Consider the following 12,720-nt stretch of genomic DNA (forward strand, 5'->3'; position numbering starts at 1 on the left):
GGTGCGGTACATCCGGGCGCCTGGCGCCCCGAACGGACAGGCGACGAACCGGGATGACGTCAGCCCTGCCCGACCCCAATATCCGGTTCCCACACCGCGACCCGCGATATACAACTCACCGACCACTCCGGGCGCCACCGGACGCAACCAGGAGTCGAGGATGAACAGCGCTGCGCCGGTGACCGGCGCACCGATCGGCACCGCGGTCCCCTTGCCGAGTGGTTCGCTCAGCGATGCGTACACGGTGGCCTCGGTGGGCCCGTAGGCATTGATCATCACCCGTCCCGGCGCCCAACGGTCCACCAGCTCGGGCGGACAGGCTTCACCTGCCACCACCAGCGCTGCGGACTCCAGACCCTGCGGTGAGATCATGGCCGCCGCCGACGGAGTCTGGCTCAATACGGTGACGCCTTCGGCTACCAGGAGTTCATGAAGGTGGTCGGGCGATGCGGCGACCGCTTCCGGAACCACCACCAGGCGCGCACCGTGGAGCAACGCACCGAAGATCTCCCACACCGAGACGTCGAAGCTGTACGAGTGCCATTGCGTCCACACCTGTCCCGGTCCCGACGACACGTTGGCGCCGAGAACGCCGAACAGCCCGGGCACGTTGCGATGTGGGATGGCAACACCTTTGGGCACACCTGTGGTGCCCGAGGTGTAGATGATGTAAGCGATGTCGGACGGATCCGGACCGGGCATTGCCGTCCGGTACGGAACGGGCACAGCGGGGCCGACGTGGATCCCGTCGTCGTCGACATCTAGGACGGGCACATCGCACCAGCTCAGACGCGGGCGCTGCGCTGCCGTGGTGACTGCGACGACCGGCGCGGCGTCGCCCATCATGAACTCAATACGCGCGTCGGGTAGCGCCGGATCGACCGGCACATAAGCCGCTCCGGTTTTCAACACGGCCAAAATCGCCACGATGGCCTCGGCCGACCGGGAGAACAGCAGCGCCACAACCTCGCCCGGCCCCGCACCGTAGGCCGACAACACGTGTGCGAACCGGGTCGCGGCCTCATCGAGTTCCCGATACGTCATCGACCGACCCTCGAACGTCACCGCCGCGGCATCGGGCGTGCGGGCCACCTGACGGGAGAACAATGCCGGAATCGACTCCGCGACCCCCGGTTCGGACAATATGCGCTGATTGCTCCACTCCTCGAGGCGACTGCGCACATCCCCGTCGAGTAGGTCGATGGAAGACAGCGGCTGCAGCGGGTCGGCAATCATGGCCGCCAGAACCGATTCCAGTCTTTGGATCAAGGCCTCGACGGTGGCGAGGTCGAAGACCGCGGTGTCGAACTCGACGCGAAGCTGCATCTCACGTTCGGCCCGGGAACCCGGATCTCGCCCCGGCAACGCTTGTACCGCAAGCGGGTAATGGTTGGACTCGCGGAAGTCGAATCCGGTGATCGCCATGCCGTCGGGGTCCGAGAACGTCGTGACGTCGATCGGGTAGTTCTCGAAAACCAGCAATGTGTCGAACAGTTGGTCCTGCCCGGTGATTCGATGGATGTCGCTGAGCGCCACATGTTGGTGCTCGATTGTGTCGTTGTGGGCGGTCTGTAACTGGTGCAACAGATCTGAGGTCGTGGTGCCCGGTCTTACGGTTGCCCGAACCGGCACCGTGTTGATCAGCAGACCCACCATCGAATCCGCGCCCTCGAGCTCGGCCGGACGTCCCGACACCGTCGTGCCGAATGCGACGTCATGCCGGCCGGTCAGTGAGGTGAGCAGCAGCGCCCAGGCCCCTTGTAACGCGATGTTGGCGGTGCTGTGATGGGCACGTGCCAGCTCACCGAGGGCCCGGGCGGCTTCTGCGGAAAGCCGGAATGTTTCGATACCGCGCTGCCCCAGGTGGTTTCGGCCCGACGGCGCCACCAGCGTAGGGTCGTCGAATCCGCTCAACTGCTCGCGCCACACCCGGTGGGCGCCCACGAGATCCCGTTCTGAAAGCCAGGTGACAAAGTCACGGTACGGGGTGGGGGCCGGCAACCGTAGCCCTCGGAAGGCCGCGAAGATCTCCTGTAGCAGGATCGGCATCGACCAACCGTCGAGCACGATGTGGTGCGCCGTGAGCACGAACCGGTGCCGGTCGTCGGCGACGCGTAGCAGGCAGGCCCGGAACGCGGGCTGATTGGCCAGATCGCAGACTGCGGTGCGCTCGGCGGCGCAGATGTCCCGAATGTCTTCATCGACACCAATGCCGTTGGTGTCAAGGTCGATACGCCGCCAGGGCACGGTCGGATCTGCGGGGATGACCTGCACCGGCTGCTCGAACTGCTCGCAGAAACGCGCAACCAGGTGGGGATGCCTGCCGGCGACCGCTTGCACCGCCGCGCGGAGCCGGTCGTGATCGACTGGGCCGCTCAACGTGATATCCAGCTGCATCGCATAGACATCGTCAGCGCCCACTGCGGTCCCGGCATGGAACAGGAGTCCCTGCTGCAAAGGTGTCAGCGGTAGGACATCGGCAATCCGGTGCTGACGGCTGAGCTCGTCGATCTGGTGCTGGCTCAGCTCGGCAGCGACATCGGACGGCGTCAAGCCGCCGCCACCGCGCCGGACGTACGCACAGATGCCCGCCAGTGCGTCGAACCACAGTCGGCCGAGCTGATCGAGTTGCGACTCGTCCAGGACAGAGCGTGCCCAGGTCCAGTCGGCGTTCAACCGCAAGCCCGCCTCGGTTTCGATGGTGGCTGCGTTGAGCTCGACGGTATGGCCCAGTGGTGTGGGCACCGCTGCGGCCAAACGGGCCAACGACAAGCCATCCGAGCACATCCGCCATCCATCGCCGGACGCGTCGCCCGCGCCACCCAGCCGGCCCAGATAGTTGAACGCGATCGTCGGATCCGCTTGCGCCAGGTCCACATCGGGGTTCAGGTAGCGCAGCAGACCGTAGGTCACGCCGTCAGGTAGCGCACGAAGCTGCTCTTTCGCATCTTTGACCACCACACCGAGCGCGGCCTCGCCGGCCGCCACCTGTGTCCAAGGCATCGTGGTGGCGCGGCGCCCGAAATCGAACGACACCGGGTACTTGGTGGTGAACCACCCGACGGTGTGCGACAGATCGACATCCCGATCGGCTGGTCCACCCAACTCCTCGTGGCGACCGTGGCCCTCCACGTCGATGGTGATCGGCGTGCCGCTGCACGAGAACTCGGCTGCCGCCAATCCGAACGCGATGAGCAAGATGTCCTGGATGCCGGCATGAAACGCTGCCGGTACTTCACCGAGGAGCAGATGGGTGGTGTCGACGTCGAGTGTCATCGACAGCTGCCCGGCGGTCTCGTAGGTATCGACTTCGGGCCGCGGTGCGGGTAGCACCGGCGATGCGGCCGCACAGTCCCGCCACACGGGCGCCTGGTCTGTCACCTTCGGATCAAGTGCGAACTGGGCGAGCAGGTCTGCCCATCGGGTGAACGACGTGCCGGCGGTCGCCAGGGTCACCGGCCGTCCGCTGCCGTGCTGCGCCCAGGCGATGTTGAGATCTTCCAACATGATTCGCCAGGACACGCCGTCGACGGCGAGATGATGAACGATCAGCATCAGCTGGCTCGTCGACGTCACCCAGACCGCGCTGAGCATTGTGCCCGCGGCGGGGTTCAGTGCCGATCTCGCCGACACCACCGCCTCATCGGACAGCACATCCACCGAGCGCATACATGCAGCGGCATCGACCGATCCCAGTTCGGGCACCGCCAACGTCCAACCACCCGCACCGTTGTCCGCGGCACGCAAGCGGAGCATGCCGTGCCGGTCGAGCAAGGCCTGCAACATGATTGCGACGTCTGCCTCGGTGGCTCCGGCCGGTGCCTGCAGCAGTACCGCCTGATTGAACTCGTCGATGGGACCGCCGGTGTCTCCCCGGCTCTTCAGCCACCGCATGATCGGAGTCGCCGTCACCGAGCCCAGACCTTCGTCGGCCGGCTGATCGATGAGACCGGACGCCTCGACCACTTGGGCCAGGCGGGTCACCGTCTGCTGGACGAAGATGTCACGCGGGCGGCATTTCAGACCTGCCGCACGAGCGCGCGCAGCCACCTGCATCGACAGGATGCTGTCGCCACCCAACTCGAAGAACGATGCGTCGACTCCGACGCGATCCAGGCCGAGGATCTCGGCGTAGATTGCGGCCAGGGTCTCCTCGGTAGGTGTCGAGGGCCCACGGTAGTCGTCGGCCTGCTGGTATTCCGGTGCGGGCAAGGCCTTTTTGTCGAGCTTGCCGTTGACGGTCAGCGGCAGCGCGTCGATGGCGACGATGGCCGCCGGCACCATGTAGGGCGGCAATTTGTCCCCCAACGCCGCCCGCAACTGCGCCGGATCGGCGCTCCCGGTGACATACCCGACCAGACGTTTGTCCCCCGGACGGTCCTCCCGGGCGATCACCACCGCCTGCTCGACCCCGTCCGACGCCGTCAACGCCGATTGAATCTCCCCCAACTCGATACGGTAACCGCGAATCTTGACCTGTTCGTCGCTGCGTCCCAGATACTGCAGGTCGCCGTCGGCGCGCCACGACACCAGATCGCCGGTGCGATACATGCGAGTTGCGGGCACGCCCGCACCACCGAACGGACACGCCACAAAACGCGTGGAGGTCAGTGAGGCCCGGCCGGCATAGCCATAGCCCAAACCTGCACCCGCCACATATAGTTCACCCACCGCACCGATCGGCACCGGTCGCAGCCAGTCATCCAGCACATAAAACGCCAGATCCGCCAGCGGCCCACCGACCGGACTCACACCGCCGTTCACATCGGCGGCAGTGATCTCACGGAACGACGCATGCACCGTCGTCTCGGTAATCCCATACATATTGATCAACCGCGGCAGCCGCGGATGTTCTGCCAACCACGGACTCAGACGCGCCGGTTCCAGTGCCTCACCACCGAACACCACGACCTCGAGCGCCAACCGGTTCTCGGGCCGAGTCACATCGACCGCTTGCAACGCGTAGAACGCCGACGGCGTCTGACTCAACACACTCACGTGTTCGTCGACAAGCAAGGCATGGAACTCTTCAGCCGAGCGGGTCACCGATTCCGGCACCACCAGTAGCCGACCACCGTGCACCAGGGCGCCGAAAATCTCCCATACCGAAAAATCGAACGCCAACGAATGACATTGCGTCCATACTTGACCCGTCGACAACGCCAGCTCGACATCCAATGCCTGAAGCAGACGTATCACGTTGCGATGCGGAATCGCCACCCCCTTGGGCACACCTGTGGTACCCGAGGTGTAGATCAAATAGGCGACATCATCCGGCGCAGGCACCACCGGCAGCGGTGTGCTCGGCCGGCCGTAGACGGCACGATCGTGAACATCGATCACGGCCGGTCCAAGGCCCTCCAACCGATCCATCAGATCGGCGGTGGTCACCGCGATCGACGTATGCGCGTCGGCCAACACGAATTTCAACCGCGAATCCGGCACCACCGGGTCGATCGGCACATACGCCGCACCGGTCTTGAGCACCCCCATCATGGCCACGATCGCCTCAACCGACCGGGAGAGCAGCAATGCCACCCGCTGCCCCGGACCCACGCCACGCTCGACAAGCAAATGTGCCAACCGGTTAGCGGCCGCGTCCAGCCCGCGGTACGACATCGAACTGTCGCCGCAGCTGACGGCCACCGCTTCTGGTTGGCGTGCCACCTGCTCGGCGAACAGCTCCGGAATCGACGTCGACACCGGCGCCGCCCCGGTCAACGCGGACCGGTTGCCCCATTCGTCCAGCTCCGCGAGCGGTTCGCGGACGTCGATCGTGGAAAGCGGGCGATGCGGGTCCACAGTCATCGAGGACAGAACCCGCTCGAATCGGTCCGCCAAGTCTTGGGCGTCGCAACCGGCGAACAAGTGCCCGACGCCGGTCAGGCTGAGATAGAGCTCCTCATCCTTCTGGAGAAAGACCAGGCCGAACTGGTCGACCAGGCCGGTATGGGTGACGGTGCCCGATCCTGGAGCACCGGCGAAATCGGCCGTCGGGATGGTCGGAATGAAATTGATCGCAGGCCGGGTCGACGGGTGACCGGCACCCTGGAATCGCGCCTGACTCTCGATGGCCCGCAAGGGAAATCGTTGATGTCGCAGGGCTCCTTGGATCCGGTTGTCGACATGTTCGCACAGATCGGCGACCGTGGCCCCCGGCGACGTCTGCAACGTCAAAGGCACGACACCCGAGACCATTGCGGGCAACATGAGCACTTCAGGGCGCACCCTGCGGCTGACCGGAAAGTCAAGGACGACTTCAGACCCACCGACCTCTCCCTGCACCAGCAGTGCATAGGCTGCGGTGATCACCGACGCACGGCGCACCCCCAGGACTCTCGAGAGTTCGCGGGCCCTCGCGACCACCGCACTGTCCAGTTGAACTGGGGCGGACGGTTCATACTGGTCGGCTTCGTTTGCGATCGCTGGAGCCAGCCCATCGCGAGGTTCACCGTCGGGTGGAACATTGTCGGACCAATACGCCTGATCGCCGGAGTAATCGTCGGTAGCCTCGTACTCGGACTCGCAGTCGATGAGTGTCTGCAGTGAGCCGAAGATTGTGGGTGGAATCGGCGTACCACCAGCGATTGCTGTGTATACCGCGGCAATTCGATGGCAGACCAGCCCCATCCCGATTCCGTCGATCGCGATGTGATGGCAGCACACAAAAAAGTAGAACTCGTCGGCTCGTGTCTGCAGCAGCGCGAACTTGAACAGCGGACCGCTGAGCGGCATCGGCGTCTGCCGGATCGACGATGCCGCTCGGTAGGCGTCCTGTACCGGATCTACTGATCCCGTCAGGTCATAACGAGCAAGCTTGACATCCGGCTCGTCGACAACCCTCTGGAAAACTTGGCTACCTTCTTCGAAGAAGGTAGCTCGGAGGGGTTCGGCCTCGCGCACCACGTGACGAATCGCTCGCTCGAGGATGTCGTGCTCGATGGATCCGTCGATCCGCGCGAGCATGCCCAGCTGCCATTTGACACCGGCGCGGCCTGTCTCTTCCGCAAGCCAAATGTCCAGTTGCCCCCGCGTAAGCGGAAGCGCCGCTTGCTCACTTCCAGTCGTTCCAGCGTGGGGCTTACCGATCAACAGTCTGACCCTGTGCCAACCTCTCGCGGAGACTCCGTGGCCGGATGTCGGGCCAATGTTGCTCGATGTAGTCCAGGCAGGCCGTCCGGTCGGCCTCGCCGTAGACCACACGCCACCCGGCCGGAACATCCGCGAAGGCCGGCCACAAGCTGTGTTGCTCCTCGTCGTTGATCAAGACGAAGAAACTGCCGCTGTCATCATCGAATGGATTGATACTCACCGGCTCTCCAGACCATCGGGGCGAGTTAAATGGAACACGTTCTAAACGTAGCCCAGACAGCACGATCGCCAGGCATTTTCGGGGAAATCGTCAATATTTGCTGTCCGCTGTCCTACGCCCACAGTTCGGAACGACTCCGCTCCGCGCGTGAACCGTTAGCATGGCGAATTTGCCACAGAACATTGGCATGAGCGCGGCACATCGCCCACCATCGCAGCCAGCACCAGCTCTTTCGGCGATGCTGTCATGGTTTGCCAGAATTTTGCTGACCGCCATACGACTTGCGGCTGCACCGGCCCTGGTGCCGGCCCCGCGGCCACAGGACCGCCTGGAAAAACGAATTCAATCGATCAGAGAATGCTATGCATTCGCTCAGAATCTCACCTGAGTGAAGGTCAGACCGCACCGCTTTCGGCCTCGGCAGCGGCACAACCTGCAGACCACTCAGCGAAGTCACCACGGCGGCAGCGGTATCCGCCGAAAGTCCCCCGCACCCAACTGGACGACGTACGGTTGGGAAATACCGTAGAGCTCAGAGCTGCGACCCTGGATCGACGCGGACACATACCCCCGGCGACCGTCGACCAGCGTCGGTCACAGCCCGAGGTCGTCATGTCGGAATCCGTACCGTCTAGTAGCTAGGGATCACGAAGAAGTGAGCGATACCGCCAAAACCACACTGCCGCCTGGACCTCCGCTTCCCATGGTGGTGCAGTCCGCGTTGATGGCCGGCTTCGGTCTTCGCTTCCTGAGTTGGTGCCAGCGCCGTTACGGCAAGATGTTCACGCTTCGTATTCCCTTGTCCGGCAGGGTCGTCTATCTCGCCGACCCTGCCGACATCAAGACGGTGTACGCGGGCGACCCCCGCGTCTTTCACTCGGGCGAGGCGCATTGGTTCTTTCGTGGGCTGCTGGGCGAAAGCTCGCTCTTCGTGCTCGACGAGGACGCCCACCACGCGCTACGCCGCCTGACAATGCCGGCTTTTCACCGCGACGCGGTGGCGCAACAGGCTGCGCAGATGACCGAGATCGCCGCAGCGAACATCGCCGGTTGGCAGGTGGGCAAGAGCTTCCCGGTGGCGCCGAAGACTACGGAGATCACGCTCGAAGTGATCCTGCGGACCGTCATCGGTGCCAGCGACCCGGCGCGACTGGCGGCGTTACGCAGGGTCGTGCCGCGATTGCTCTACATGAAACCTTGGGAAACACCAGCGATTACGAAGCCGAGCCTCCGTCGCCACCGACCATGGCGAAAGGTGGGCCGACGATTCGCGGAAGCGGACACCTTGCTCTACGCAGAAATCGCCGACCGCCGTGCCGACCCGAATCTGGCCGAGCGAACCGATGTGCTGGCCATGCTGGTCCGCGCCACCGACGACGACGGCCGGTCGATGTCCGACAGCGAACTGCGCGACCAACTGCTGACGGCGATCGCAGCCGGCCACGAGACGACGGCGACGGCGCTGTCGTGGGCATTGGAGCGGCTCACCCGCCATCCCGTCGCACTGGGCAAGGCCGTGCAGGCCGCCGATGCCAGCGCCGCCGGGGATCCGGCCGGAGACGAGTACCTCGATGCGGTGATCAAGGAAACCCTGCGTATCCGTCCGGTGCTTTTCAGTTCGGGCCGGGTGCTCAAAGAGTCGACCGAGATCGGCGGATATCAGCTGCCATCCGACATCATGGTCGACCCGGCGATCGGACTGGTACACGCGAGTGGCGAGGTTTACCGGGACCCGGAGCGCTTCGACCCCGATCGAATGGTCGGGGCCGCTTTGAGCCCGACGACCTGGCTGCCATTCGGCGGGGGGAATCGCCGCTGTCTCGGTGCCACCTTCGCGATGGTCGAGATTCGCCTCGTGCTTCGCGAGATCCTGCGCCGCGTCGAGTTGGGTACCACTGACGCAGCAGACGAGAAGCAGCGAGCGAAGCACGTCACCTTCGTGCCGCATCGAGGCGGGATGATCCATGTTCGTGCGATCAGGAATGCCACACCGCTCTCAACCGAGTCGATGGCTCCTCAGTGCCCAGCAAACGTTCAGCGATCGCCGAACTCGCCGGAGTCGCACCCCCGACGCTGACAAGTCGCTACCGTCGACCGAGGCCGGCGAACTTTTCCACGAGGTCGGCGGTGGCGATCACACTTTCGGCCGATCGGGTCATCCGCGTGGCGAGCTCGCGGGCGCGCACGGCATATTCGGGTTCGAGAATCGTACTCAGGTCGGCGACCAAGGTTTTCTCGGTCATAGCCGAAAAGCGCCTGGAAGTACCCACTTTCATTCGCTTGACCCTAGATCCCCACAGCGTCTGATCGAGATCGGTCGCAAGGATCAACGTGGGAACTCCGGCACGCAAGCCCGCCGCAGTGGTGCCTAGTCCGCCGTGGTGCACGACAGCACGGCAGGCGGGAAACGCGGTCGTGTAATTCATCGAGCCAACTATCTTGACATGCTCCGCTTGCGGAACGTGACTCAAGCCGGTTCCCGCAGCACACACCAGCGCCCGCTCCCCCAGTTGCGCGCACGCCGAGCCGATCATGGCGAGGGTCTCGGTGGCCGACGCCAACGGCAGGCTGCCGAAGCCGAAGAAAATCGGGGGGGTTCCGGCAGCGATCCACGACGCGACCTCAGCGTCGGCCTCACCGGGCAGGTCCATCGTCAGGGCACCGACAAAGGGCCGTTGAGCGGACCATTGCGCCCATTCGGCGGCGAGCCCTGGGAAGACCACTGGGTCATATCCCTGAATCTCCAGTGTCCCGCGTTCGGTGAGTCGCCACGGGGACGGTGACGTGGCCTGCGGCAACGCCAGCTCACCGCGTTGTACGCCCTCGACCCGCCTGGCTTTGCGCCACGCGACCCACTCGCCGGCCTTCATCGCGGACCGGCCGAGCGGTGCGGGCAGGAATGGCACGAACTGCCCATTGGCCCGCAGCGGAAACAGATGCAACGTGGCCAACGGAATGTCGTAGTACTCAGCGACGTTGCCGGCGGCATCCTCGAAGTTCACGCCTGTGAAGAGCAGATCAGCGCCCTCGGACAGGGTCGTCAGCGTGGCGATGATGTCCTTCCAGCACTGCAGGAACGGCTCCACGACCTCGCGCCGCAACTCGATCAGTTCTCGGACCTTCCAGAAATTGCGGAAGAGGTGTGTCCAGAAGTTGCGGTGCGCATCCAATACGTCCTGCAGGTCGGGGCCATAGGGGATCGCCGTCGGGCCGGCGTCCTCGGCGAAGGAAACCAGATCGGGCGGGACGGCCATGTGTACCTCGTGTCCGCGATGCAGGAGCTCGCGGCCGACGGCGACGCAGGGCTCGATGTCACCGCGGGTCCCATAGCTGGCCAGGACGAATTTCATGGCAGATCCTGTTTCGATGTGCTCCCGCGACTCCTGCCGGACAGCGAGAGCTGGGCCGGCACTACTTGCGCCACAGCACAGCAGTCCCGTCTATGTCGACGATCTCGGCGGAGATCTGATGCTCGGTCCGGTAGTCGGTCACGGCTTCCCGGCACGGCTTGAGGTCGTGGTAGTCATCGATGATGCAGAAACCCCCGGGGGACAATCGCGGGTAGAGCGCCTCGAGCGCTTGGATGGTGGATTCATACAGATCGCCATCGATCCGCAGCACGGCGATACGCTCGATCGGCGCATCATGCAGGGTGTCCTTGAACCAACCAGGCAGAAAACGGACCTGATCATCTAGCAGTCCGTAGCGCTGGAAGTTGGCTCTGACCTCCGTTTCGGGCACGCCGAGGATTCCGGCAAGGCTCTGGGTCTTGAGTCCTTTGTCCGCCTTGTAGTTCGCGGGATCCGCAGGTGGCAGGCCCTCGAACGAATCCGCCACCCAGACACTTCGCGTCTCGTCGCCATAGGCTGCCAGTACGGCACGCATCAGGATGCAGGCCCCGCCCCGCCACACTCCACATTCGATGAGGTCGCCGGGTATGTCCTCAGCCAACACGGTCTCGACGCAATGTTGAAGACTCGTGAGTCTCTGCATTCCGATCATCGTCTCGGCCTCGGCCGGCCAATCGATCCCCAAGTCTCGCTTGTGTTTAGCGACCGTGCTGCGATTCTCGTTCGGAGTGGCGCGTGCGAGCCGATGTGCTCCGCCGCGGACCATCATGCGATTGAGTGTCTTGAAATAGAGGCGGCGCCGCAGTGTCCACTGCGCAGGCAGTCGCTCGTGCATCCCGTACCTGGTGAGGTTGCCCCGCATCAGGTCGAGGTACAGAGATCGAACATCGAGGTCGGTCACGTGAAACGGGCCCCCAAGGCGTGTAGTCCAGACAGTTTCGATGACTCTAGCCTCGAACAGGCATGGACTCGGGCTGGTTGGTCGATTCAGATTCAATAGTTGACTCGCCTCGTGCTGCTCGCTCCGTGCACCAAGATCCATGATGGGTTACAGCCAACAGTTGAGGGGGCCCAGCTGGCCGGTTCACTTTGTGCAAGCAATCAGATTGATTGTGGCAGAGCCAATTCCAGGCATCTGATGCATCACATCGCCCGCAGGACAAACCCGGTCTGGTCGCCGCGCTGTTGGCTGTTGAGCGATAACGCGCGTTTCTCCCACTCCCACAGCTGCTTGGGTCCGAACATGCGGAGAATCTTGGGGTCGGTGACCGCCACGTCACGTCGATAGGCTTCGCTGCCGAGGAACTGACCCAAATTCGAATCGTCGAACATCCCGACCACTTGTAATCCGGCCCGCCGTGCGGCCGTCGCCATCCCCCGACGTGACGGTATGACCATGTGCCGGGGCGCGTCGGCCTGCACCCAATCGGCTCCGTAGGTGGTCCAAGCTTCCGACGAGGTCGTCGGCACCCGCGCCAGGCACATTCCTCCGACCGCGAGCTTTTCGTAGGCGACCTTCAGCGTCGCGACCGGGTCTGGAACATGTTCGAGGGAATGGTTGAACATCAGCAAGTCGAATGTGCCGTCGACGGCGCTCAGATCCCGCTTCATCAAGGACACGCCCTCGTAAGACCGGCCGTCGGCCTCGATGAACGGATCGGCACCGAGCAGATTGTTGAATCCAATCCTGCTCAGGCGATCAAGCAGTGCACCGGTGCCACACCCTACATCCAAGATTCGTGCGTCACGCTCAACCTCAAGTTGAGCCAGCATGCTGACGACGTCTCCGCCGAGAAGAACACGGAAGACGCCTTCGGACAGCCGTGTCCCGATGAGGGCACTGAGCATTCGGTTACCGCCGCCATGCAGCTTATTCGAATCATGTTGGCCCACCAGCCATCGGAACGCGCTGGGTTGAGCCGACGCACTGTGCGAGTAGTAGGTGGGCGGGTAATGGCGCATGAGGTCTTCGCCCTCCAGCGCGTCGAGGATCTGCAGCGTGTCACATGCAGTGCAAACGAAATACTCGAAAGCTTCACGAGTGCCGAACATCATCTC

General features: G+C 63.8%; 6 protein-coding genes (1 of these 6 running past the window's edge). 1 reads left to right on the plus strand and 5 read right to left on the minus strand.

Features of this window, described 5'->3' with window-relative positions:
* Together BKG60_RS20925 and BKG60_RS20930 are read right to left on the minus strand one after the other, a co-directional pair.
* Window positions 1-7,092, minus strand: the 5' end (the start) of a protein-coding gene (locus tag BKG60_RS20925) for a non-ribosomal peptide synthase/polyketide synthase (RefSeq protein WP_239252492.1). It extends 17,364 nt beyond the left edge of the window; 7,092 of the gene's 24,456 nt are visible here — the first part of the coding sequence; the start codon lies at window positions 7,090-7,092; the stop codon falls past the left edge of the window.
* A complete protein-coding gene (locus BKG60_RS20930) occupies window positions 7,082-7,312 on the minus strand; it encodes an MbtH family protein (protein ID WP_070945756.1) in 231 nt (76 codons plus the stop codon). The genes BKG60_RS20925 and BKG60_RS20930 overlap by 11 nt, the downstream gene beginning before the upstream one ends.
* A 655-nt stretch (window positions 7,313-7,967) precedes the next feature.
* On the opposite strand from BKG60_RS20930, the gene BKG60_RS20935 reads away from it, so the two are divergent.
* Window positions 7,968-9,389, plus strand: a complete 1,422-nt coding sequence (locus BKG60_RS20935) for a cytochrome P450 (protein ID WP_070945757.1) — start codon at window positions 7,968-7,970, stop codon at window positions 9,387-9,389.
* Between the two features lie 7 nt (window positions 9,390-9,396).
* On the opposite strand, the gene BKG60_RS20940 is transcribed toward BKG60_RS20935, so the two are convergent.
* The 3 genes from BKG60_RS20940 to BKG60_RS20950 all read right to left on the minus strand — a co-directional run bounded on the left by BKG60_RS20940 (window position 9,397) and on the right by BKG60_RS20950 (window position 12,717).
* Complete coding sequence (locus tag BKG60_RS20940; RefSeq protein ID WP_070945758.1) at window positions 9,397-10,662, minus strand: glycosyltransferase; 1,266 nt, start codon at window positions 10,660-10,662, stop codon at window positions 9,397-9,399.
* 61 nt (window positions 10,663-10,723) lie between these two features.
* Window positions 10,724-11,563 carry a TylF/MycF/NovP-related O-methyltransferase gene (locus BKG60_RS20945; protein ID WP_070189411.1) on the minus strand — a complete coding sequence of 280 codons (840 nt, stop codon included), beginning with the start codon at window positions 11,561-11,563 and terminating at the stop codon, window positions 10,724-10,726.
* 242 nt (window positions 11,564-11,805) lie between these two features.
* The gene (locus BKG60_RS20950; RefSeq protein ID WP_070945759.1) at window positions 11,806-12,717 is read right to left on the minus strand and encodes a class I SAM-dependent methyltransferase; all 912 of its coding nucleotides are present in this window, start codon (window positions 12,715-12,717) and stop codon (window positions 11,806-11,808) included.
* Between the last annotated feature and the right edge of the window lie 3 nt (window positions 12,718-12,720).

This window comes from Mycobacterium syngnathidarum, assembly GCF_001942625.1.
GTDB lineage: Bacteria > Actinomycetota > Actinomycetes > Mycobacteriales > Mycobacteriaceae > Mycobacterium > Mycobacterium syngnathidarum.

Bases quoted from the DNA above. Each gene is read 5' to 3' on its own strand.
- BKG60_RS20940 (WP_070945758.1), bottom strand. From the start codon at position 10,662: ATGAAATTCGTCCTGGCCAGCTATGGGACCCGCGGTGACATCGAGCCC.
- BKG60_RS20950 (WP_070945759.1), bottom strand. From the start codon at position 12,717: ATGATGTTCGGCACTCGTGAAGCTTTCGAGTATTTCGTTTGCACTGCA.